Source organism: Actinotignum inguinis (assembly GCF_051265835.1).
Taxonomy (GTDB): Bacteria; Actinomycetota; Actinomycetes; order Actinomycetales; family Actinomycetaceae; genus Actinotignum; species Actinotignum timonense.
Map to the genome: position 1 here is coordinate 26,006 of NZ_JBOZDP010000014.1, position 23,081 is coordinate 49,086.

At 61.7% G+C, this 23,081-nt stretch carries 17 protein-coding genes and 1 tRNA gene; 3 read left to right on the forward strand and 15 right to left on the reverse strand.

What is annotated here, in order from left to right; genetic code table 11:
• Positions 1–271: 271 nt before the first annotated feature.
• Positions 272–1,552: an ATP-binding protein gene (locus tag ACRQFC_RS07200; protein ID WP_284883481.1), complete on the forward strand. Its 1,281-nt coding sequence runs from the start codon at positions 272–274 to the stop codon at positions 1,550–1,552.
• A 595-nt stretch (positions 1,553–2,147) separates the two neighbouring features.
• Here ACRQFC_RS07200 and ACRQFC_RS07205 read toward each other — a convergent pair.
• The 5 genes from ACRQFC_RS07205 to ACRQFC_RS07225 form a co-directional block, all read right to left on the reverse strand.
• Positions 2,148–3,029: a hypothetical protein gene (locus ACRQFC_RS07205; protein ID WP_284883480.1), complete on the reverse strand. Its 882-nt coding sequence runs from the start codon at positions 3,027–3,029 to the stop codon at positions 2,148–2,150.
• A 1-nt stretch (position 3,030) separates the two neighbouring features.
• Entirely contained in the window at positions 3,031–3,927 is an 897-nt protein-coding gene (locus ACRQFC_RS07210; protein WP_284883479.1) for an ABC transporter ATP-binding protein, read from the reverse strand.
• A gap of 66 nt (positions 3,928–3,993) precedes the next feature.
• Positions 3,994–4,509 (reverse strand): ClbS/DfsB family four-helix bundle protein, encoded by a 516-nt coding sequence (locus tag ACRQFC_RS07215; RefSeq protein WP_284896972.1) that lies wholly within the window; start codon positions 4,507–4,509, stop codon positions 3,994–3,996.
• Positions 4,510–4,701: 192 nt separating this feature from the next.
• Positions 4,702–4,777: transfer RNA gene (locus tag ACRQFC_RS07220), tRNA-Thr, on the reverse strand.
• Positions 4,778–5,295: 518 nt separating this feature from the next.
• A complete protein-coding gene (locus tag ACRQFC_RS07225) occupies positions 5,296–6,813 on the reverse strand; it encodes an alpha/beta hydrolase (RefSeq protein ID WP_284890361.1) in 1,518 nt (505 codons plus the stop codon).
• A 196-nt stretch (positions 6,814–7,009) separates the two neighbouring features.
• Between ACRQFC_RS07225 and ACRQFC_RS07230 the strand changes: the two genes are divergently transcribed.
• Positions 7,010–8,083, forward strand: coding sequence for a 2,3-butanediol dehydrogenase (locus ACRQFC_RS07230; protein ID WP_284890360.1), 1,074 nt, complete (start codon positions 7,010–7,012; stop codon positions 8,081–8,083).
• A gap of 49 nt (positions 8,084–8,132) precedes the next feature.
• Here ACRQFC_RS07230 and ACRQFC_RS07235 read toward each other — a convergent pair whose 3' ends face one another.
• The 4 genes from ACRQFC_RS07235 to ACRQFC_RS07250 form a co-directional block, all read right to left on the reverse strand.
• Positions 8,133–9,551: a DNA polymerase III subunit delta' gene (locus tag ACRQFC_RS07235; RefSeq protein WP_284890359.1), complete on the reverse strand. Its 1,419-nt coding sequence runs from the start codon at positions 9,549–9,551 to the stop codon at positions 8,133–8,135.
• Positions 9,548–10,240: a dTMP kinase gene (tmk, locus tag ACRQFC_RS07240; RefSeq protein ID WP_284890358.1), complete on the reverse strand. Its 693-nt coding sequence runs from the start codon at positions 10,238–10,240 to the stop codon at positions 9,548–9,550. Before tmk ends, ACRQFC_RS07235 begins: the two co-directional genes overlap by 4 nt.
• A complete protein-coding gene (gene topA / locus ACRQFC_RS07245; protein WP_284890357.1) occupies positions 10,241–13,012 on the reverse strand; it encodes a type I DNA topoisomerase in 2,772 nt (923 codons plus the stop codon).
• A 170-nt stretch (positions 13,013–13,182) separates the two neighbouring features.
• Positions 13,183–14,769, reverse strand: a complete 1,587-nt coding sequence (locus tag ACRQFC_RS07250; protein ID WP_284890356.1) for a methyltransferase — start codon at positions 14,767–14,769, stop codon at positions 13,183–13,185.
• A gap of 210 nt (positions 14,770–14,979) precedes the next feature.
• On the opposite strand from ACRQFC_RS07250, the gene ACRQFC_RS07255 reads away from it, so the two are divergent.
• On the forward strand, positions 14,980–17,361 hold the full coding sequence (locus ACRQFC_RS07255; RefSeq protein ID WP_284890355.1) for a DEAD/DEAH box helicase: 2,382 nt from the start codon (positions 14,980–14,982) through the stop codon (positions 17,359–17,361).
• A 589-nt stretch (positions 17,362–17,950) separates the two neighbouring features.
• On the opposite strand, the gene ACRQFC_RS07260 is transcribed toward ACRQFC_RS07255, so the two are convergent.
• The 6 genes from ACRQFC_RS07260 to ACRQFC_RS07285 all read right to left on the reverse strand — a co-directional run bounded on the left by ACRQFC_RS07260 (position 17,951) and on the right by ACRQFC_RS07285 (position 22,933).
• Positions 17,951–18,544 carry a TadE family type IV pilus minor pilin gene (locus ACRQFC_RS07260; protein ID WP_284890354.1) on the reverse strand — a complete coding sequence of 198 codons (594 nt, stop codon included), beginning with the start codon at positions 18,542–18,544 and terminating at the stop codon, positions 17,951–17,953.
• 70 nt (positions 18,545–18,614) lie between these two features.
• Positions 18,615–18,839 (reverse strand): DUF4244 domain-containing protein, encoded by a 225-nt coding sequence (locus tag ACRQFC_RS07265; RefSeq protein WP_284890353.1) that lies wholly within the window; start codon positions 18,837–18,839, stop codon positions 18,615–18,617.
• Between the two features lie 254 nt (positions 18,840–19,093).
• Complete coding sequence (locus ACRQFC_RS07270; protein WP_284890352.1) at positions 19,094–19,654, reverse strand: type II secretion system F family protein; 561 nt, start codon at positions 19,652–19,654, stop codon at positions 19,094–19,096.
• Positions 19,645–20,337, reverse strand: a complete 693-nt coding sequence (locus tag ACRQFC_RS07275) for a type II secretion system F family protein (protein ID WP_284890351.1) — start codon at positions 20,335–20,337, stop codon at positions 19,645–19,647. Before ACRQFC_RS07275 ends, ACRQFC_RS07270 begins: the two co-directional genes overlap by 10 nt.
• Before the next feature lie 173 nt (positions 20,338–20,510).
• Positions 20,511–21,782, reverse strand: coding sequence for a TadA family conjugal transfer-associated ATPase (locus tag ACRQFC_RS07280; protein WP_284890350.1), 1,272 nt, complete (start codon positions 21,780–21,782; stop codon positions 20,511–20,513).
• Positions 21,783–21,793: 11 nt separating this feature from the next.
• Positions 21,794–22,933 carry a CpaE-like family protein gene (locus tag ACRQFC_RS07285; protein WP_284890349.1) on the reverse strand — a complete coding sequence of 380 codons (1,140 nt, stop codon included), beginning with the start codon at positions 22,931–22,933 and terminating at the stop codon, positions 21,794–21,796.
• Between the last annotated feature and the right edge of the window lie 148 nt (positions 22,934–23,081).

Consider the following 23,081-nt stretch of genomic DNA (forward strand, 5'->3'; position numbering starts at 1 on the left):
GAAGAATGCGGCCCTATGAAACTGAATGAACACTGTAAGTACGGCAGGAAGCTTCATTAAGAAGCCTGATGACTACCTCGGAGTGCGCCGCATGCGGCAGCCTTCGGAGGCCATCTAAGCGGCATAAGTGACGTAAGCGATGATCCAACTTGCACAACAGAACCTGTCCAATCCGCACAACAGAAAACGTCCAACTTGCACAATAAAAACGGTCCAACTTGCACAACTGGCGTGTTAACATGTGATACGAGAGTGAAAGGAAGGTATCCATATGGGGGATTCTTCAGCCCATCCAGCCTATTTACCTCGGGTAACCGACAGCCTGCTGGCGCGAAAACTCAAAGCGGCTGGAGCTGTACATATTCAAGGTCCGAAGTGGTGCGGCAAAACCGCCACCGCACAACAGGCAGCAGCGAGCGCTATCTACTTGCAAGACCCTGATCGTTCCGCTGATTATCTTCAGCTCGCTTTCTCAAAACCCTCTCTCCTTCTGGAAGGGAAAAGCCCGCGTCTGATTGATGAATGGCAGATGGCTCCGCAGCTCTGGGATGCAGTGCGCTACGCCATTGATAGGGAGCATGGCCGCGGCAGATTTATTTTGACGGGTTCGTCGACGCCGCGCCAATCTGAGATGCCAAGCCACTCGGGTATTGGAAGATTCGCGCGGATCACTATGCGCACCATGTCCCTGTGGGAAACGCGGGAATCAAGTGGCGTGGTTTCTCTTACCGAGCTTTTTGATGGCCAGCACGATATCGGTGCTTTAGTTGATTTTGATATCGAACGAATTGCTTTCACAATTTGCCGGGGTGGCTGGCCCGAAGCCGTCACCGAAAAGGATGAGGGCACCGCTCTTGATATGGCGAAAGAGTATATCCAACTTCTCTTAGATATCGATATTGCGCAGATCGACGGAGTTAACAGAAACCGCACCTGGGCGCAGGCAATTTTGCGTTCCTACGCCCGCAATATTTCTTCTCAGGCGACGCTGGCTACCATCGCGCAGGATATGCAGGGAGAACCGCCCGCGCGCAATACCGTTTCTGATTACGTGGACGCTTTGAACAGAGCCTTTGTATTCGAAGATTTACCCGCGTGGAATCCGCGCTTACGTTCAAAGACAGCAGTTCGCACCAGCCCTACGCGCCATTTCTGTGATCCGTCGCTAGCCGCCGTTATGCTCAACGCCACCCCGAAGAGGCTTTTGACCGATTGGGAAACTTTCGGGCTTCTTTTTGAATCGCTGTGCGTGCATGATCTGCGTGTTTATGTTGACGCGTTGGGCGGTCAGGTCTACCACTATCGCGATAAAACAGGCCTAGAAGCCGACGCCGTCCTGGTCTTAGATGATGGACGCTGGGCCTTGGTTGAGGTGAAACTTGGGGAACAATCAATCGACGAAGCCGCCGACCACCTCAAAAAACTCGCACAACGCATCAATACCTCCCACGAGGGTGAACCCGCATTCTTGCTTGTCGTCACCGGAACCCAAGTGGCTTATCGGCGTGACGACGGCGTGCTGGTCGCGCCCTTGGCAGCGCTTAAGCCTTAACAGGCCCTTACTTTCGCCGACGAGACGCAACGATAGAATTCACAGCAATACGGAGGTGAGATGTGAACGAGCGTAATTTCGGGTTTCCATCGCCATCCCCCCCCCGAGAATCACGCCCCTCGTCAAGCGTTTAGCGCTCATAGGTTGTTCTCAGCTTGTTGCCGTCGGCTTGTTTTACTGCGTGGTGGAAACGAGTGCGGCTACCTCCTCTTTTGCGTCAGTGTTAGAAATGAGCTTCCTGACTATATTGGCCAGCTTCTTCCTCAGGAACGACGTCATCACTGCTCTGGTAGTAGCTTGCATGTTACTCACGCTCATATCTCTCGCCTTCATTGGAGTACTTATGCGTAAGCACGGACTATCCCTCTTCGCTACGCTTTCCAGCATCACTCTGGGCTTGTTGTTGTATTTCCCAACCGCCGGTGGTGCGTTGTTTCCACACGCACATAAGATGCCGCCAATATCTTTTGGGCTCTTTCTGCTTTTCGCGGTGCCTCTCGCAGTAGTCACCTGCGGGCGGCTGATTCATAAACACTACTCACACACAAACCATTAGACACTCTCTCGGCGCCAGCTCGGGAGTAGGAGTTATTCGCTAGGCTACGTCCCTTCTGCACAGAAGAAAGATGCCCAGAGAAGCGCAAACCACCAGCCAGCAAATTATGAAAATCAAAGCTACTAAGCCTGAATGCAGCGTGTTAACCCCGGGCGAAGATAGAACGCTAAGCACTTCAGTTCTGTCCAACGCTGCCGGAAGTGAACCAATATTCCCAGTCAAAGTGAACCCGTGCAAGACTTTGAAGAAGCCCGAAGATCCGGACAACATTCCAATGCCAAGCGTTTCAATGCCGAAGGTCCAGCCAAGGCCGAGCATCACAGCACCCAATATCGACCTGGTCAAATACCCGAACAAAGACCCCAAGATTGCATATGAGAAGAGCCCGAGAGCCGTGGCGCCAAGACCCAACATCGTTCCGCCGAAATCAAAGCCGAATCCCACGCCTCGAATAGCAGTGAAAATAGTGGAGCACATAGCCGCTGCAATAAAAGAACACAAGGCCATAACCAAGGAGACGACCGCCATGGTGACCAATCGGCTGATTCCAAGCCACCAGCGCTTGGGGATTCTTGCCAAAAGGACACCCAAGGTCCTTGACTCGTAGTCACTGCAGACCAGGATGGCTCCCACGGCCACGCCAACGGGGATGCCGTAAAGAGGGACAGAAGCTGTCACGTATTCACCCAACACCGACAATTCGAAGCCTGCGCGTAGAGCTTCAGCAGCTTCGGGTCCGATTGCGTCGGTCGCAGTGCGGTAGACGATGTACGGAATTACATAAGCAAAAATCACGATTTGGAGAACCCAGATGAGCACAGCTATCCGAATCGCCGGCCTAAGGGTCGCCGCCTTCACATCTGTGCGAACGATCTGCCACAAATCTGTTGATGAGCTTTTCTGGACACTAACAGAACTCATTTCACTGCTCCTTCTGAGTCATCGACAGATAGGCGGCTTCCAGGGAGTCTCGTCTTTTGACGGACCCGACCTCGATATCCTCCTTAACTAGGACCTTGACCAGATCGGATGCAGTCACATCCTCCGGCAGATAGGCAAGGAGGATTGACCCCTCGACCTTCACCTTGACACCCATACCCTCCAAAAGCTGTGAAGCCTTAGCCGGATCCCCCACCTGCAGCTCTAATGGAGCCTTACCGTTGAACTGTTGGCGAAGCTGCTCTGGCGTACCGTTAGCCACAAGTTTGCCCGAGTCCAGGACGGTGACGGTGTCGCAAACTTGCTCAATCTCTCCTAGCAGATGGCTGGAAAGCAAGATTGTGGTTCCAGAATCCCGAAGGATCCTCATCAAATCTCTGGTTTCCGCAATCGCCTGCGGGTCCAGGCCATTGACCGGCTCATCAAGAATCAGCAACTCGGGCTTGCCCAGAAGGGCAATGGCTATTCCGAGCCGCTGCTTCATGCCGAGAGAGTATCCTGAGGCCTTATCTTCAGCGCGATTGGCCAATCCAACAAGTTCGAGGACACGCTCACATTCAGCACTGTCCACACCAAAATATCCGGCAAATAGAGCCAAATTTTGCCTTCCATTAAGGTGTTTATAGAAGGCGGGCATTTCAATCAGTCCACCCACCTTGTGGGCCATCTGCCCGGCAGGATGGCCGAATACATTAACGATGCCGGATGTGGGTCGAATCAGATTAAATAGGCACTTCATCAACGTAGTTTTACCGGCCCCATTCCTACCCACCAGCCCATGAATGGCACCCTTTTCTACAGTGAAATCGAGGCCATCAAGCGCCACCGTTCCTGTCCGGTAGGTTTTACTCAGGCCATGACAGTCCACAACTTTTTCCATTGGCTCTCCTATAGCTTTGCACCAGTTCACCTTCAGGGCCGGCACTGAAATCACTGTGCCTACCGGCTAGCAGGCGTCCAGTTTCTTCCATTTCCTGATCTTGGTGCGAAACGTTGTAAACGGGGCGACCGTGTTGATATGCACCCACTTCCACACCGGCCACGCCGACGGCGTGGAAGACGCCCACGCCCGCTGACCCGGCTCGAACAATTCCGCTTCAGTGAGGCCACCAACCATCTTGACCACTTCTCCGAGCAAGGTCCCGAACTGGTCAATCAAATCTTCAGCAGGTTCGTGTTCCCAACGTTGATAGAACGATTCATACAAGCCACCCAACTGATTCCACTTATAGCCAGGAGCCGGAGTCACCACGTCAAGACCGGCTTGTTCGTCACGTTCCCAGCTAAGCAGTAATTCCATCCAGCCCACCTGGTAGGCAATCATCTGCCGGGGCGTGCGGTCAACACCATCAACCAGCCGATCCCAGCCATCATCGGGCACGTCCGCGAACTCGCCGAGAAATAGACTGCCGCGTTTAGCGATCTCTACCTGCAGCTGGCTGCCAGATTCATATGATCTCACCGCGCACCTCCTTGTGAAGCAGCGTTATTTTCACGCTCCGTTAGCGCGTTCAACCCTGGATACGCATTTTACAAGGGGAAACACGATACGCGCTAACGCAAAATCCCAACCCGCTAACGTAGTCGATATTTTACACCCCCTTGGGGCATACTCGCTAACGCAAACGCCTACTTATCAAATCCGACGTCTAAGTGGAGCCACCTGAGAGAATCGAACTCTCGACCTATTCATTACGAGTGAATCGCTCTGCCGACTGAGCTAAGGTGGCACGCTGCCTGCGGCTAGCCGCGTATGCGGCCAGTTCACAAGGCAACAGATGCATACTACCCGGCCGGTGCGCGGGCACGCAAACCCCGGCGCCGTGAGCTAGCGAACGTTGAGAGCGGGGCAGGGCGACCGGGCGGCAGGCGCGGCGTCGTCGTAAAAAGAAAGGAAAGAAAAGTGTTGCTCCCCGGGGCGAGAGTCACATGAACTCGCCTCGGGGAGCAACATGGGGATTACAACATCCCCAGATGAGCACACCGACCACCACAACCGGCGGCTCAGGTCTATAAAGTTTTTTGACAATCAGCCCTGCTTGAAAGCCCATTCAAGAATGGCCGCGTCAGCACATACAAGCATAACGCCCCGGCGCTAAGGGAGCAAAGAATTGCGTTCCCTATTTATGTGTACAACTTCACTACGGGACCGTAACTTCGTGAAATTTGCAGCAATTCCATGCTGGCCTGGGACGATAGGCCGATATTAAGCGCACCCCGGCCGTTCGCCCAGGCCTGTCCACCGCAGCTAGCGCGCCGGGCAATTGAGGTTCTCCGGAACAGCTCCGGTGAGGTAAAACTGGCGAATCGGATCATCGATGCACCGGCCCGCGGTCCCGAAAGCGGTGTGCCCGTCGCCTTCCCAGGTGACCAGCACGCCGGATTCCAAATCCTCGGCGAGGGACTTCGCCCAGGCCTGCGGGGTGGCCGGGTCGTACTTGGTGCCGATCACGATAATGGGCGCCGCGCCGGCCGCGCGGAAAGGCCCCGGATTCTCCTTCGCCTGGGTGGGCCACACCTGGCACAGATCCGAACCCGCGTAAGCATCCCCGAGCAGCGGGCCGCCCTTGGTTGCCCGCGAGGCTTCCTCCAGTTCCGCATCTGTGGCGGGCCGGTAATCCGCGCAATTAATAGCCCAATTCGCTTCCGTGGAATTATCCAGGAAATGCCCGTCGCTCGGATCACGACTCTGCCCGGTCAGGGCGATGAGCTGGAGAACCGTTCCCTTATTTTGCTTATCGACCTCCGAGATCCCCTCCATGAGCACCGGCCACAGCATCTTGCTGTAGAACGGAATAGTGAAAGCCGATAGCGCCTGCGCGCCGGTAAGCGGCATGCTCGGATTCCCGGTGGGGATGGGAGTGGCGGTGGCGGCGTCGATAATACCGCGCATATGCGCGATGCCCTCATCCACGCTCCCCTTCAAGGGGCAGCGCGAACCCTGTTCCTGCTGACACCATTCCACGAAACGGCGCGCGGATTCTTCGAAACCACGCGTTTGATCGGTGGCGAGGCGGGCCGTACCCAGGGTGGTGTCGACGGCGCCGTCGAGCACCATACGGCCCACCTGAGCAGGGAAAAGATCCGCGTACTGCGCACCCAGGAACGTGCCGTACGAATAGCCCAGGTAGTTGAGCGAGCGATCCCCGACCAGGTGGCGCAGCACATCGAGATCCCGCGCCGCCGAACGGGTATCCACGTACTTGAGATACTCGCCGTTTTTCTCCTTGCAGCGTTCGGCCACCCGCTGCGCATCCGCAGCCTCCTTCGCGCCCGCCTCCGGATCAGAATCCGGGTAGGTGGTATCCACGAGCTGCTGCAACTCCGCATCCGTGAAACAAGTTATCGGGGTGGATTCGCCCACGCCGCGCGGGTCAAAACCGATGACATTATATTTTTCGACAACATCCTTGCCCAGAGAAATCGAGGCCGTGGGGAGCAACTCAAGACCCGAACCACCCGGGCCACCAGGATTAATAAAAATAGAGCCGACGGCGCTACCGCTCGCCTCTTGTTTGCGCATCGATAATTCGATGGTCGCCCCTTCCGGGTCCTCATAATTCATGGGAACCTGGACGCGAGCGCATTGATCTTTGCCGCAAGAAGTCCATTCCACCCGCTGCTCATAGAACCGGGCGAGCTGCGCCGGATATTCGGGCAACCCGCCGGTGGAGGTATCGCCGGTGCCGCCACGCACCAGGGCATTATTGGCACACCCGGAGACTAAAAGCAGCACGGCGCCGAGAGCAGCAAGAGTTCTTTTCACGTGTCTAGCGTACGGGAGCAAGCTGGTAATAGGCAGGAGGCCGCCACAATTTCGCTAGCCGTGCAATTACTACATTTTCGCGTCTCGGGCATTGCGCGGGCACTCACCCTCTGACAGACTAAATGTGACGCTCACTACATGTGCTGAGAACATTGCGTCCACGCCCCAACCTGCGTGCCCACGTAAAGGAGGAAGAATGAAGGCTATTCGCTACTACGGCAAGGAAGACGTCCGGCTTGAGGATATTCCTGAACCTGAACTCCGGCCGGGAACCGTGAAGATTTCCCTGGCGTACAACGGTATTTGCGGCTCTGATCTGCACCTATATTTCCACGGAGTCATGCCACCGGCTCCCTCGGCCGAAGAACCCCACCCCATTTCCGGAGAAACTCTTCCGGTGGTTTTCGGCCACGAATTTTCCGGAACTGTAGATGAAGTTGGCGAAGGCGTCACCAAGGTCAAGGCCGGTGACCGCGTTGCCGTGGAACCCTTTATGGTGTGCGGGGAATGCCCGGCCTGTAAGAAGGGCATGTACAACCTCTGCGAAAAGATGGGATTCATTGGAATCTCCGGGCGCGGGGGTGGCCTGGCCGAAAAGATCGTGGTGGAGGAACGCTGGGTTCATAACGTTGGCGATATTCCGCTCGATCAAGCCGCTCTTATCGAGCCGCTCTCCGTTGGCCATCACGCGGTCGCGCATGCCGGCGCGGCTTTCGGCAAGGCTGAAGGCAAGGTCGCCGTGGTGGGCGGGGCCGGTCCGATTGGGCTGCTCACCACCGCGGTCCTCAAGGCTTACGGCGTGAAGACCATCGTGTCCGAACCTTCCGAAATTCGCCGTAACAAGCTCGAGGAAGTGGGGGTTGCCGATCTGATCGTCAATCCCGCGGAAGAGGATCTGCTAGAGAAAGTGAAGGAATTTACCGACGGCGTGCTCGCGGACTTCGCTTTCGATTGCGCCGGAATTTCCGCGGTGGCCGATCAGCTTCTCAGCGTACTCACCACCGGCGGGCACCTCGAAGTTGTGGCGCTCCACGTCCATCCCTTCGAGCTGGATCTCATGGGCGCCATTATGATGCCCGAACGCTCCATCAGCGCGTGCATTGGCTACTGCAATGATCACGAACCGTCCATCAAGCTGGTGCAGGAAGGCAAGGTCAATCTGGAGCCGCTCATCACCTCGAAGATCACCGCGGATCGCATTGTCGAGGATGGCTACAAGCGCCTGCAGGGCAACCCGGGCGAAGTGAAGATCCTTGTTTCGATGAAGTAGCTCGATGGTGTAAGGAGTTAGCGAGCTAACGAGCGGACGCTAGCGCGAACTAGCGAGCGGACGCAGGCGCGGGAGCCGGCGAAGCGAGGTCGATAAACATCGCTTCGAGGGCGAGCTGCGGAGCAACATTCGCGGCCAGCCGGCGCCGCGCCTGCGCCACCGCGTCCATGCGCGCCACCGAGAGCTCCGGGGTGGAAGCCGCCGCGGCCGCGATAATCTGTGTTTCAAAATCGGCGTTAATAAGGTCGACGCCGGCATCGACCTGCACCGCTAGCACGTCACGATAGAGTGCCAGCACATCAAGCATGGCCCGATCCAGGTAGTCACGGTCCTCCCGCACCGCCCGCTTTTTTCGCTGTTCCTCAAAAGCGCGGATCTGGGCACGCTGCGAAGCCGAACCGCTCTCCCGCTCCCCCAGCCCAATACTGGCCCGGAATTCCGCGAGCTCAGTATCGGTTTCTGGATCAGCTGCCGCTTTCGCGCCCTTTTTCGCTCCGGTGCCGGAGCGCGCGGATGTCGATGCCGTATTTTTCGACGCCGCACCGGAACCCGCACCTGCGGAGGACCCGCCCGAGCCCGTGCTTTTCGCCGCCGCACCGGCGCTCGCCGGGTAGTGATCGAGGAGATGTTGGGCGGCGAGCACCGCATCGGCGGTTCCGCTCACATCAAGAGTTTCCCGCAGCAGGGCTGCGCGTTCCGCCGCGACCTGCGGATCACGAAGTAAGGCGCGCGCCCGGCCAATATGGCATTGGGCAATACGGGCAGTCGCGCGGGCCGTGCGCTCATCCACGTCGAATTCGCCGGCCAGGAGCTGGGCAACCGCCTCCACGCTCGGAACCTGGAGAGCCACGTGACGGCACCGAGACCGAATCGTGGGGAGCATATCCTCCGGCGAAGCGGTAATCAGAATCCACACGGTATCGCGCGGGGGTTCCTCAATTGCTTTGAGGAGAACATTCGTGGTGCGTTCCAGCATGCGGTCCGCGTCTTCGATAATGATGATGCGGCGCCGACCCACCGAGGGGAACGTATAGGAAGATGCCACCAGCGAACGGGTTTCTTCCACCGAGATCGTGACCGAGCGCGGATCCATCCGAATCACATCGGGATGGGTGCCGCCCAGCGTGGTGGTGCAGGCATGGCAGTGTCCACAGCCGGGCACAGCTCCGGTGCATTGCACGGCAGCCGCGAAAGCGAGCGCGGCAACCGAACGTCCCGAACCGGGCGGCCCGGTGACCAACCATGCTTGGGCCATTGCCGCGCTGCTAATATCCGTCGTCGTACTAGAATCTGGCGCCGTTTCGACGGGCGCTGCGGCGTTTGAATCGGTGGCGCCCCCCGCGTTCATATCGGACGCAACCACAGACGGGCCGGGCAGCTCCGGGTCGCCGATACGCGAGGCCCAGGCGGCCCGCTGCAAAAGCTCGGCAACCGGCTGCTGGCCAATAAGCGCGTCGAAAACACTCATGATGCTTCTCCCGCACCCGGCTCGGATGCACTGCGATCCGCCTGGCCTTCCACGCTTTCCACGCCTGCCAGATTTTCCATGCCTGCCAGCAGAGTGTCCACCCGCGCACTAATCTGGGCGGCCAGCTCGGCAACAGTCTCGCGTGCGTTGAGCACCAGGTAGCGCTGCGGATTATCCGCCGCGAGCGCGAGGAAATTCTCGCGCACCGCCCGGTGGAACTCCCGGCCTTCCGCCTCGATGCGGTCGTAGTGGCCGTCATCCGCGCGCGCTAAGCCTTCGGTTTCCGGGATGTCGAGGAGCACGGTGAGGTCCGGCCAGAGTTCTTCGGTGGCCCACTCGGATATCGCGCGGATTCCCGCGCCGAGCTCACGCGCCCCGCCCTGGTAGGCCAGGGACGAATCAATATAGCGATCCGATAGCACGACTGCCCCGGCCTCCAGGCCCGGGCGAATAACGGAAGCGACGTGCTGGGCGCGGTCCGCGGCGTAAAGAAGCGCCTCGGCGCGCGGGCTGACCGCTCCCCCGTGCAAAAGCAGCTCCCGAATCTGGGTGCCGAGCGTGGTCCCCCCGGGCTCCCGGGTTTGCACAACCGTGTACCCGCGCTCGGAAAGCGCCGCGGCGAGCAGCTGCAACTGGGTTGTTTTCCCAGCTCCATCCCCACCTTCAAAGGTAATGAACACCCCGCGCATTTATGCCTTCTCGGTGGTCGATTCGGTAGCGGACTTTTTCGCTGCTGGCTTCTTCGCGGTGGTCTTATTCGCCGCCGGCTTCTTGGCCGTCGAAGTTTTCGCGGTGGTCTTTTTCGCCGTCGTTTTCTTCGCGCTTGAGCTTGCGGACGCGGTTTTCTTCGCTGTGGTACGCCGTTTCACCGGGCCTTTCGCGCGCCGATCCGCGAGCAGTTCGTAAGCGCGCTCGGGGGTAATATCCTCCACGGTATCGCCCTTGCGCAGCGACGCATTCGTTTTCCCGTCGGTGACGTACGGCCCGAAACGGCCCTCTTTGAGTACCACCGGCGCTTCGGTCACCGGGTCGGTTCCCAGCTCCTTGAGCGGGGGCTTGGCAGCGGCCTGCCCGCGGCGCCGCTTGGGCTGGGCCAGCAAGGCCTGTGCCTCCTCCAAGGTGATTGTGAAAATCTGCTCCTCGGTTTCCAGCGAGCGCGTATCTTTCCCGTGGGTGATATACGGGCCGTAACGCCCGTTCGTCGCGGTGATATCCACCCCGTCCTCACCCTGCCCGATCACGCGGGGCAGATGCAGCAAACGCAGCGCATCCTCCAGCGTGACAGTTTCCGGTTGCATGGATTTGAGTAGCGAGGCCGTGCGCGGCTTCGGTGCTTTTTTGGACACTTTCCCGGTGGGAGTGAGCGCGACTTCACCCTCGCGAATAATTTCGGTCACGTACGGCCCGAAACGCCCGGATTTCACGACGACGCGCCGCCCGGTTTCGGGGTCTTCGCCCAGCTCACGCCCATCGGAGGATGCCTTCTCCAGGATGTCGCGGGCGGCCTCCACCGTCATTTCATCGGGGGCCATCCCGGCCGGCACCGAAGCGCGTTTATCCGAGCCCTCTACTTCAAGGTACGGACCGTATTTGCCGTTGCGCAGGGTGATTCCCTCCCCGATCGGGGTGGAATTAATCGCGCGTGCATCAATATCCCCGAGGGATTCCACCCGGCCTTCCAGGCCCGGCTTATCGCCATCTCCCCGCCAGAATTTCGACAGGTAGGTGACCCGGTCCCCGCTGCCCTCCGCGATACGGTCGAGGTCGGTTTCCATCTGGGCGGTGAAATCGTAATCCACCAGGTCGGGGAGGTTTTCTTCCAGGAGGCGTACCACGGAGAACGCCGTCCAGGTAGGAACGAGTGCCTGGCCGCGGTGCTCCACGTATCCGCGGTCGGTAATGGTGGAAATCGTGGAAGCGTAGGTCGAGGGGCGCCCGATACCCAGTTCTTCCATTTTCTTCACCAGCGATGCTTCGGTGTAGCGCGGCGGGGGAAGAGTTTCGTGGCCGGTGGCCTGCGGGGCGCTGACCGGCAGCGCTTCTCCTTCTTTCACGTCCGGGAGCCGGGCGGCATCGGTAGCTTCGTAGCGATTGGCATCCCGGCCTTCTTCGTACGCGGCCAGGAACCCGGGGAAGGTAATCACCGTTCCGGATGCGGAGAAGGTGGCGGTTTGGGCACCGGCCGCGCCGCTCACCGGCACATCAATTTTTAGCGAAACCGTTTGCCCGCGCGCATCTTCCATCTGGGAAGCAACCGTGCGCTTCCAAATGAGTTCGTAGAGGCGGAAATCCGCGCCGGACAGTTCCCCGGCCACCATCTGCGGGGTGCGGAAATGATCACCGGCCGGGCGGATAGCTTCGTGAGCTTCCTGCGCGCCTTTCGCTTTCTTACCGTAGAAACGCGGCTTTTCCGGCAGGCTGGCCTGCCCGTACAATTCCTTGATTTGGCTGCGGGCCGCGCTGATGGCCTGCGCGGATAGGTTCGTGGAATCGGTACGCATATAGGTGATATAGCCCGATTCGTACAGCGACTGGGCGATCCGCATTGTTTGCCGCGAGGAGAGGCGGAGTTTACGCCCGGCTTCCTGCTGCAAGGTTGAGGTGGTGAAGGGTGCGGCAGGGCGACGGCGATACGGCTTTTCTTCCCGGGTGCGTACTGTGCCCCTCGCGCCTTCGAGTGTTTCCGCCAGCTCACCGGCCAGCTCGGCGTTCAGAGCACGTACGCCTTCTTTAGTGGCCTTGGCGGAGAGGGCGCCGTCGTCGCCAAAATCTTTACCGGAAGCAATCCTCGCGCCGTCAAGAGAATGGAGGGCTGCTTCGAATTGTTCGGACGCGCCGAAAGTAGCGGTCACGTCCCAATACGAGGCGGAAACGAAAGCCATGCGTTCGCGTTCACGTTGCACAACCAGGCGCGTGGTGGCGGATTGAACACGGCCGGCGGAGAGTCCCGCGGCGACCTTGCGCCATAGCAAGGGCGAGACTTCGTAGCCAACCAGGCGGTCGAGGATACGGCGTGATTCCTGGGCGTCCACCAGCTGGGTATCGAGGGCGCGGGGTGTTTCTAGGGCGCGGGAGATCGCCTCGGGAGTGATTTCGTGGAAGACCATCCGCGACGTGGGAACTTTCGGCTTGAGCACCTCGTAAAGATGCCAGGCGATTGCTTCCCCCTCGCGGTCCTCATCGGTTGCCAGGAAGAGTTCGTCGGCGTTCTTCAAAGCTTTTTTCAGCTCGGCAACAGTTTTGTTCTTGCCGGAAGAAATAACGTAGTAGGGCGCGAAATCACCGTCCACATCAACAGCAAAGCGCCCGTAGGGGCCCTTCTTCATACTGTCGGGGAGCTCCGAGGGCTGGGGCAGGTCTCGAATGTGCCCCACGGACGCCAGCACCTCGAAATCTTCGCCTAGGTACCTGCCGATCGTGCGCGCCTTGGCGGGAGACTCCACGATAACCAGCTTCGTCACAACTGCATCCCTCACTACTCACGGCGTGACAAGGTCACGCCTCCAACACATATTTTGTGCCCTGTTGTCACACGGTAGCACGCCCGCGCCGAAAACCGGCGCTCGTGACGGGTACTCCTTACAGGTACTCGTGACGGGTGGCTCGTTACGGGCGCTCTATTGTTTATCGCCTAGCTCCCGGTTCCTGTTCCCATTCCTGTTCCCATTCCTGTTCCTTCGGTCAAGAGCCCGGTGGCGATGAGCTCGCGCACCGTCTCGAGCAGGCGGGCCTGAACCGCACTGCTATCTTCTCCGTAAATCTGCGCAATCGCCTGGCAGAGGGCTCCCACGCTTAACTCGCCATCGCAGGCACCCACGAAAGCCGCGACTTGGGAATCGGCCGGGAGGGTCTGCTGGAATCCGCCTGTGTGCGCGAGAACAATGCGCAGCGGATCGGCCGCCCCCGGGTCATAAAAACGATGCTCGATTACTTCGGTGCGGGTGAGGTGGCGCTGCGCTACATCCTCATCGGGGGCGGCCACCAGGTGCCGGTTATTCCACACCCGCTGAATATGCTGGCGGATATCACCCTGGGGGCGGCCCGGTATTTCCTCGGTGCGGATCATGGGTTCGCGAGCGGCAGCCGGGCGGGAGAGAATCCCGTATCCCAGGCTGATGGCGCGTATCCCGCGCGCGGCAAAATCATCGAGCCAGGTACGGTAGGCATCCTCGTATCCGGCATCGCGCGGGCGCAGGCCGCCATCGCGGAGCCACATTTCCACGTAGTGGGCTGGGTCTACTTCATCACGCGCAATAAACCAGGCATCGAGGCCCGCCACCCGGGCCCACACCTGCGGGTGGGTATCCCAGGAGCAGCCGTCTTCCACTTCCCAATTCCCCAAAATATAGGCGGTGCCGGAATCCGTGAGGTGGTTGGGGAGCGCGGAGATGAGTTCGGAGAGGAGAGTATCCCCGCCGAAACCACCGTCGCGGTACTCGAAATCGACTTTTTGCCGGACGCTTGCGGGGGTGATAACGAAGGGCGGATTGGACACGATGGTGTCGAAACGCCCTTCCACCGGATCGAAAAGGGAGCCTTGGAGCAGCTCCACTCGCACGGCCGCGAGCGCGATATTGAGGGAGGCGAATTGCAAAGCTCGCGCTGAAATATCGGTGGCGACCACCTCGCAGCCGTGCAGAGCGGCGCTAATGGCATGGATCCCGCAGCCGGTTCCCACATCCAGAACTCGTCCCCCGGTGTAGGTGACGATATTCGCGAGGGTGCGGGTGGCCCCACCCACCGGCATAACGTGGTGGGCTCCGGGTACCCGGCCGGCCAGTTCCCCGAAATCGGAGGCGATTAGCACCTCGGTGCGGGTGATCCGGCGGGTGCCCTTGCGGGTAATGTCGAGCGGAACGGGGACCACTTGGAAGCGGGCCCGGTATCCCGCGTTGCCGATAACGAGCAGCGCGTCGCGCGTGACCCGGTCACCGAAAGTAGCGGGAAAAGCGCCTTCCAGTTCCTCGGCGCTCAACGTGTCTCCGAGAATAAGGAGACGAACCTGGCAGGCTAGGATTTCCGCTTCGGTATGCGGGGCGGTGGCCTGGTGGCGCACTTTTTCGCATGCGAGAAGCGCGGGGATGCGCTGCTCGCGGCGCATGGCGGCGGTGGCTTCCGGGCCGAGCAGGGTGGATATATGTGCGGTGGTATAACCTGTGAGATCTTGACGTAGCGTGGTGGCGAGGCGCTCGGAGGCGCCCGGGACAAAGAGCTCCATGCCATAACAGTAAACTGCCCGGCCGTGTTGAGGAAAGCCCCGGGTGAAGAAGCGGGAGCTGGATGTGGGGCTGGCGCGCTGGTCTTTAGTTTTCGGCGCTATGGCCTTCGGTGCTTTGGACTGCAACGCTTGAGACCGCATTGCTTTGACCCGCAAAGCTTCGTCCTTGAGCTCTTTGGCCTTCAGCACTCCATCGGGCACACTACACATATGCGCCTCCTTTCCGTTCTTGAAGAATCCACCACCGCGGGACAGTTGGTAGCGCTGCGCAAACAAGACGCCCGCCCCGCGCGGGTGGCCGGGTGGCCCGCGTGGGTCAGCCCGCAGGTCAAGGACGCCTGCGCTAGCCACGGCGTCCCGCACCTGTGGGAGCACCAAGTCCGCGCCGCGAACCTCATTCACGCGGGTACCCACACGGTGGTGGCCACCGGGACCGGTTCGGGTAAATCTTTGGCGGCGTGGGTGCCCGCGCTCACCGAGATGCTGAGCCCGCGCAGCTCGGGTAGTTTGGCGCGGGTGAGCGCCCCGCCAACCGTGCTGTATCTTTCCCCGACTAAAGCTTTGGCGGCGGACCAATACACTTCGCTGCGAGCCTTGGCTCGGGATGCGGACTCCCGTATCACGGTGGCTACCGCGGACGGGGATGCTGACCCGGAGGAGAAAACTTTCGCGCGCGACCACGCCGATATTGTGTTGACCAACCCTGATTTCGTGCATCACGCGATGCTGCCCCAGAAAGACCGGTGGCAGCGGATCTGGCGCGGGCTGCGGATGATCGTCGTCGACGAATTTCATTCGTATAAGGGCCTGTTCGGGGCGCATGTGGGCCATGTGGTGCGCCGGATTTTGCGTATCGCGGCGCTGTACGGCGCCCACCCCACCGTTGTTTTCCTGTCGGCAACCGCCGGCGCGCCGCAGGAAACCGCCACCAGATTTATCGGAACAGCTTTCGGGCCCGTCGAAGCGGTCACGGATGATGCCTCGCCGCGCGGCGAACGTACCGTTGCCTTGTGGCAGTGTTCTCCTGTCGACGACGACGCGACCGGCCACGTTCCTCCCGGGGAAGAACCGGGAGCCGCGGAGGATACCGCGCGCCGCTCGGCCATGGTGGAGGCGGCTGATCTGACCGCTCGTTTCGTGGCCGAAGGCGCGCGCGTCCTCACCTTTGTGCGTTCGCGGGCCGGAACCGAACGGGTTGCCGAGCTGACCCAGGCGTTTTTGCGCGAGGATCACAATCCGCTGGCCGAGGCGGTAGCGGCTTATCGCGGCGGGTATCTTCCCGAGGAACGCCGCGATCTGGAGCAGCGGCTGCGCTCGGGGGATCTGCGCGCCGTGGCAACAACGAATGCCCTGGAATTGGGGATTGATATTTCCGGGCTGGACGCGGTTATTCTCACCGGATGGCCGGGCACCACCGCCTCTTTTAACCAGCAGGCGGGACGTGCCGGGCGGGCGGGTAGTTCCGGTTTGGCCGTTTTTATTGGGACCTCGAATCCGCTGGATCAGTATCTTCTGGCCCATCCGGATACGATCCTGAGCGCGGGTGCGGAAGCGAGCGTTTTCGATCCGCTCAATCCGAATGTTCTGACCGGGCAGCTGTGTGCGGCCGCGGCCGAACATCCTCTCACCGCGGCAGATGCCGCAGTTTTCGGGCTCCCTGACACCTCGCTTTTCGACGAGTTGAGCGAGCAGGGGCTCTTGCGCCGCCGCCCCGGCGGGTGGTTCTGGGGATATGCGGGGATTAGCGCCCACGAGCTGGTGAACCTGCACGGTGAAGCAAGCACCGTGTCCATTGTTGATGAGGAAGACGGGACAATCTTGGGGACGGTAGATGCCGCGCGGGCGGATACCACCGTGTACCCGGGGGCTATCTACGTGCATCAGGGTGTTCCTTTCGATGTACTGACGTGTGATGGCGAGGAGGCGCTCGTGCGGCATCGGCTGAAAGATGATCTGCGGACTTTTGCCTCGGAAGAGACAACCGTGAAGATCCTCCGTACGCGCGCCAGTACCGCAACCCGATTCGGGACCTGGGCCTGGGGCGATGTGGAGGTATTCAACCGGGTTATCGGATACCACCTGCGCCGGGCCCGCGATGGCATGTACCTCGGGTTTCACCCCATTACTCCGCGGGAGCGCAGCATGGAGACGTGCGGGACCTGGTGGACGATGTCATCGCAGGATTTGGAGGCGCTCGGCATCCCTGCCGCGGATGTTCCCGGAGCCCTGCATGCCGCCGAGCATGCCGCCATCGGGATGCTTCCCCTCTTCGCGATCTGCGACCGGTGGGATGTGGGAGGGCTGTCTACCGCATACCACCTGGATACCGGGGCGGCTACCGTGATTGTCCACGATGCTGCTGCCGGTGGTTCGGGCTGTGCCGAACGGGGGTATCGGGCCGGCCGGGAGTGGATCCGTGCCACCCGCGATGCCGTGGCCGGCTGCCCGTGCCAGAGCGGGTGCCCGCGCTGTGTCCAGTCCCCGAAGTGCGGTAATAACAATGACCCGCTGTGGAAAGAGGGTGCGGTGCTGGTGCTCAGCGCTTTGAGCTGCGCGCTTGATGAGTTGGAGTCCGCGCCGCCGGAACCGTGACCCCGATCAACGGGCCCGGCCCGCGAGGTCACCCGGACTGTTACCGGCACCGCGCGAGCGCGGGTACGTACCCGAATCGAAAATATTTCTTCAACTTCGCTGCATTCTTCGACGACGGCGCCGCTGCGCTGCGCGCTGCGTTCGCTCTTGGTGCAGGCTTCGGCTAGCGACCAACCCTGGTTGATCACCCGCTCCGCGGTTTGCACGGCGATGACATCAGCCGTGGCACGGGCCTCCATTCGCGCGATCACCACGGTGACCGCGGTGAGCACCGCCCCGGTCAGGACAAGCACCAGGCCAATCACCCCAATCGCAAGCACCGTTCCCGCTCCCCGCTCGCAGGCTTGAAGTGGATCCCGGGGCCGGACGGGGCGCGGCTTCCAGTGCCGAGCACGAGTCGAATCCTGGTGCCGGGTCCGGAGTGAATCCCGGGGCTGGGCGCGGCTTTCCCTCCGGCACAGCAGATAGAGCCGGTGCCATTCGCGCCAGCTATCCCGCCAGGAGATACGCTGCTGCCCTGGTGCAGCCCGCTGCCAGAGCACAGTCCCCTGCCCAAGCGCGGGCGCGCCTCGGCTCCTCGCTGAGGCCCTCATGTTCCGAGCACTCCGGGTTCTAGATCTACCGAGGTACTGGCTTCCATGGTGATACCTAGGGCCCGCAGCGGGCCGGTTGCCTGGGCTCGCACCACCACGTTCACGTGGTCTTCCGCGCGTTGCAGGTGCAGCTTGGCCCGGGGTGGGAGTTCGCGGGCGCGCAAGGCCTCCTCGCTTTCCCCGCGTGCGGCAAGAACCGCAATATCGTGGGACGCGCCGCGTAAGGAGATGTATTGGGCGCCGGCGCTCAGCGCCCCGAGCGCGAGCAGCACGATAATGAGCACGCTGACAATCCCGAGGGCCACTTCCACGGTGACCATGCCCGCTTCCCGGTTCTCCACTCCGTAAGGCCGACGCAAAATACGGGAAAGTTTGCGCGAGCGGATCTCCCGGCGGCGGCAGGCACAGGGAATTGCGATATGCCCGCGGGCCTCAATTACCTCGTGGCATTGTGCGCAGAGGCGCCGGCGTTCCCGGGACCTGCGGGCCGGCTGGGCGAGTGGGCCGGCGAGCAGGGCTCCCTCGCCCGCCGTGCCCCGCGGCAGCGGAGGGACATCCTGGCATTGCTCAGGGGATTGTTTGGGTATCATGACGGATCTTTCTCTTTCTAGGGAGCCGCGAGCACCCCACCGGCACCGGTGGGGCACCCGGGACTGTGGTTTAGGCGATATTGAGTCCGCGCCGGAAAATCCCGGCGATGAGTTCACGCATCCAGTCCTGCTGGGAGAGCCAGTAGAGGATTCCGGCAATAGCGCAGGCACCGAGGGTTCCGACGGCGTATTCGGTGGTGGTCATCCCCGCTTCCGGGTGGCATTGGCCCCCGAGGAAAGTGCCGCCCGGGTGGGCGGGAAGAGCGGATCGAACGGGGCTGAGTGCTGTGGTCATGATGCTTCCTTTCTTATCTGTAACAAACTGTGTTGTGGTTATTGGTGGGTGGTGCCGGACCTCGCTACCCGCCGCCCAGGGTCTGGGTTGCGAGCTGCTCGGAACGTGCTCGGTCCGGCTCGGTCAGTCTCCCGCGCCGCGCACCCTCACGCATCCGGCCCCTCGGTATCTGTGGATAACCATCCCGTTCCGCTTTCCTGGGGATAAAAGTGGATAACGCAGAGTGCGGCGGGATGCGCCAGAACGGCCCGGATTTAGTGGAAAAGACCGGTGGCGGCGCCAGCTACCGTCGGAACAATTCCCACGAGGATAAATGCCGGTAGGAAGCACACCCCTAAAGGCACAACGAGGCTATTGCCGAGCTCGGCCGCCGCCCGGCGTGCTTCTCTGGAACGACGACGCCGGTAGCTGCGGGCAGCTGTGCCAAGCAGGGTTAGCGGGGCTACCCCGTTTTCCCAGGCTGGCTGGAGGGCTTCGCGCAGCAGGTGGGCGCGTGGATGTATTCCCTCCCATGCTTCGGCCCAAGGCGCGCCCAGCAGGAGGAGCTGCGCCGTCGTACCTATATCGAGGTGGGCATGTTCTTCGGCGACGGCGAAAGATACCGCTTCCAGTGCGGCGGGCAGGGAAGCCCCGGAGGAGAGCGCCACCCGGGCGAGGTCGGCGAGGAACGCCGGGTCGGAGGGAGGTAGGCGTCGCTCTGCTCGATGCGCTGCGCCCAGCGGATAAGGGCCCGACTGCCGGCGTGTACTTCGCCCGGTGGCGGGCCTCCATGCCCAGGCGAGCAGAAGAACCAGGAGGCACAGGGCTAGCCCCATTGTTCAGCTTTCCGTACGAGGCGGCGCATCCAGAGGATCCCGGCCACTTCGCAGATGAGCGCGAGGGCGAGGCAGCACCGCCCGATGAGGGTTCCGAATAGGAATGTCACGGGATTACCTCCGAAAAATGAGCCGAGGAGCATGCCGAATAGCGGCATGGCGGCCAGCATTTTCACGGCCGAACGCGGTCCGGCTAGGGCGATGCGGCGCTCGCCGAGCGCATCGCTGGATTCGGAGAGCGCTGCCGCGCAGCTCTCGAGGATGCGGGCGGCCGAGGCGCCGGTGTGGTGGGTCAGGCGGCATACCGCGATGAGTGCGGGGATACCGAGGAGGCCTCGGGCGCGGCGCGGATTGCGGGGGGCCCGCTCCCATAGTTCTCGCAGGAGTACGGGGACTCCCACGTCGTCGATCTGGCCAGCGGGGTCGCCGCGGGGATCGCGCTCGGGTCCGTTCCTAGGATCACTCACGCCGACGACGGCGCCTCCGCCCGCGCGCTCGACTGCCGCGATTTCTCTATGCGGCTGGAAACGGGAGAGGGCGGCGAGCCAGGCGCGGCGGTGATCGGCGCCGGAATCAATGCGGGCCGCTACTTCCACCGCGAGCAGACCGGCGTCGAAACTAGGCGGGGAAGCGCGCGTTTTTCTGCGGAGCACCCCGCGGCCGAGTGGTGTGCTGCCCGGCAAGCGCATTGAGCGGCGTGGCGTACCGTGGGCATGACTCCGTGGCCGGCTTGCATGAGCTCGGCGCCCGGGCGGACCCGCATGTGCTTGACCCCGCGACCGGCCCGCATGGGTTCGGTTCCCCGACCGGCCCGCATACGCGTATACGCTCAGCAGGATTCCGAAAATAACCAGAATTACCATGTTCCCTCCAGCCCTAAACGCGGGCCCAGGGTGGCCCACCCGGGGCCGGCACGGATGGTGCCGTCAGCGCCGATAGTCAAAGCATCCGGAGCCTCAAGATCGCCGTGGTGGCTGCGGAGGGTCGCCACGTGGGTAATGCGCCGGGTTGGCCCGTGGCGCTCAATGGAAATAATGGCGTCGAGGGCCGCGACCGCTTGGGCGGCAACCACCGCTGCGGACATTCCGGCCAACGCACCGAGGGCCACGAGCCGGGCGGGAACATCGCGTGCCGAATTGGCGTGAATAGTGGCCCATCCTCCTTCATGCCCGGTATTAAGTGCGGTGAGGACCTCGCGCACTTCTTCACCGCGGCATTCCCCCACCACAATCCGATCCGGGCGCATCCGCAAAGCGGCCCGCACCAATTGGGTCATGGTGATTTCGCCGTGGCCTTCCACATTGGGGCGCCGGATTTGCAGGTGCAGCACATGCGGGTGCGCGGGGCGTAATTCCGCGGCTTCCTCGATAATGATGAGCCGTTCGGTGGCTGGCACACAGCTGAGCAGGGAGGCCAATAATGTGGTTTTCCCCGAGCCGGTAGCGCCCGCCACCATAACGTTGGCGCGTCGCTCCACCAGGGCTGTCAATACCGGGGTGAGGGCAGCAGGAAACGTGCCGGCAGCCTCGAGTTCGGCGAGCGTGAAGGTGCGGGCCCGTTGGGTACGCAGTGAGATAGCGGCGCCTTCTGCGGCCAGTGGGGCGAGGACCGCGTGCAGGCGCGTTCCATTGGAGAAGGTGCCGTCGGCGATAGGAGCGGCGTCGTCCAAACGTTGGCCGGCGCTGGCAGCTAAACGCACCGCGAGTGCGCGCACCTCCCCCGCGTCGGACAGCAGGGCGCTCAAGGGTTCGTCGCGTTCCAGTCCGGTTCCGCGATCCAGCCATACCCCGGTGCCGCCGTTGATTAAAATATCGGTGACTGTGGGGTCTTCAATCACGCGCCGCAGGTGCGGGCCCCAGCCGCGGGCCACCGCGTTAATATCGCGGGCCGCTCCCAGCACATGTTTGATTTCTATCGCGTGGGGTGCCACCGCGGAGAGCACCTTGGGCACGCTGATGCCGCGGGCTAATTCCCGGCGGGTACGGGCCAGATCACCGCGAGCACCGCCCACACCCCCGTGGTTGCGGATCTCATCCGCGCGGGCACCGGCCAGCTTTCCGCGGGCACCGGCTAACTCCGAGCGGGCCGAAACCACACCTAGTTCGCGTAGTTCGCGCAGGCTACCCATCTTTTCACCCCTTATCCGCCTACCAGTACCGCATCGAGATGTGCGGCGAGCTGCGTGATATCACGCGCCGCAACAGAGCGGCGCTGTTCACCTACCGCAACTCCGTGGGAGAGGTCTTCATCCATTCCGCGCAGACACCGCACCGGAAGCACCTCCTGACCAATATCCAGACCGAAGGCCTGCGCCTCCACTTTGTGGGAGCATCGCGCCGCGATGACCACGGGCGTGTTCTCCCCCAGGTCCCGCAGAATTCTAGGTATGGCTTGGGCATCGCGGTCGGTTACCCCGGTCACGAGGACCACCGCATCGCACCAGGCCCGCCAGCTGGCCGGCCCGGTGCCCGGCAGCAAGGAGCTGCGCGGGAGATCCACATAGGTGGTGTCGTTCGCTTGGGAGAGCGCGTCAATGGCGTGCGGCACCGCCTCGCCGTTCGGTGGCGCTCCGCCGCGAACGTCCGCGCTCAGCAGGCTCAGCTGCCCGCGCGAGGGCAGGGCCGCCCGAAGCCGCTGCGGGATCAGCGTGCCTTCGGCTTGGGCAATATCAGCCCAGCGCACCCCGCGTTTGTCCCGGAATCCCATGAGGATTTCGAGCCCGGCCGAAAGCGGATCCGCATCCACCACGGCGGTACGCGTGATACTCAGCGAGGCGAGCCAGGCCGTGATCATCGATACCCCGAGTCCGCCGCGCACCCCGGCAAGCCCGATAATGCGCCCGCGCCGAGTTTGCCCGGCCGCCAGCACAAGTTCGAGGAGATCTTCGGCTTGGCGCGGGAGTTCCAGCACCACCGATCCGCGCGGAAAATAGCTGGCCAGCACCGGGTGGAAGCGCGCGCGGACCGTGGGCAGGGCCGTCGGGAGTTCCTCCAATTCGAGCACGGCCGGCGGGGCAGCTACCTCCGGTGAGCCGCGCGCCACCTGTATTCCGGCCAGTTCCGTGACCGCCTCCACCTCCCGCAAAACCTCCTCATGCTCGCAGACGAGGGAGACGAGCTCACGCGGGACCGCGGAGATAAGGGGCGCGAGCGAAGCACCGCCCGAAGCAGCGGCACCGGACGACTTTCCGGCAGCGGCACCGGACGACTTTCCGGCAGCGGCACCGGAGATAGCACCAGCAGCCGAAACACCAGGAGATAAAACACGAGAAGAAGTCATACCCCGAGCTTGCCGTGCCCAGCACACCTCCGCAGCCTGGTTGTGCGCCGCTGTGGATAACCCCCTACACGAACGGTTCTGTGGATACGCACGCCCGGCTCACGTCACACCGCCCGCTTTATGGCACACCGCCGAAATTCTCCACATC

Excerpts from the sequence above, each read along its gene's own strand:
- ACRQFC_RS07250 (WP_284890356.1), bottom strand. The coding sequence starts at position 14,769 with ATGGAGCTCTTTGTCCCGGGCGCCTCCGAGCGCCTCGCCACCACGCTA.
- ACRQFC_RS07270 (WP_284890352.1), bottom strand. The coding sequence starts at position 19,654 with ATGGGGCTAGCCCTGTGCCTCCTGGTTCTTCTGCTCGCCTGGGCATGG.
- ACRQFC_RS07260 (WP_284890354.1), bottom strand. The coding sequence starts at position 18,544 with ATGATACCCAAACAATCCCCTGAGCAATGCCAGGATGTCCCTCCGCTG.
- ACRQFC_RS07255 (WP_284890355.1), top strand. The coding sequence starts at position 14,980 with ATGCGCCTCCTTTCCGTTCTTGAAGAATCCACCACCGCGGGACAGTTG.
- ACRQFC_RS07230 (WP_284890360.1), top strand. The coding sequence starts at position 7,010 with ATGAAGGCTATTCGCTACTACGGCAAGGAAGACGTCCGGCTTGAGGAT.
- ACRQFC_RS07205 (WP_284883480.1), bottom strand. The coding sequence starts at position 3,029 with ATGAGTTCTGTTAGTGTCCAGAAAAGCTCATCAACAGATTTGTGGCAG.
- ACRQFC_RS07285 (WP_284890349.1), bottom strand. The coding sequence starts at position 22,933 with ATGACTTCTTCTCGTGTTTTATCTCCTGGTGTTTCGGCTGCTGGTGCT.
- ACRQFC_RS07200 (WP_284883481.1), top strand. The coding sequence starts at position 272 with ATGGGGGATTCTTCAGCCCATCCAGCCTATTTACCTCGGGTAACCGAC.
- ACRQFC_RS07235 (WP_284890359.1), bottom strand. The coding sequence starts at position 9,551 with ATGAGTGTTTTCGACGCGCTTATTGGCCAGCAGCCGGTTGCCGAGCTT.
- ACRQFC_RS07280 (WP_284890350.1), bottom strand. The coding sequence starts at position 21,782 with ATGGGTAGCCTGCGCGAACTACGCGAACTAGGTGTGGTTTCGGCCCGC.
- ACRQFC_RS07265 (WP_284890353.1), bottom strand. The coding sequence starts at position 18,839 with ATGACCACAGCACTCAGCCCCGTTCGATCCGCTCTTCCCGCCCACCCG.
- tmk (WP_284890358.1), bottom strand. The coding sequence starts at position 10,240 with ATGCGCGGGGTGTTCATTACCTTTGAAGGTGGGGATGGAGCTGGGAAA.
- ACRQFC_RS07210 (WP_284883479.1), bottom strand. The coding sequence starts at position 3,927 with ATGGAAAAAGTTGTGGACTGTCATGGCCTGAGTAAAACCTACCGGACA.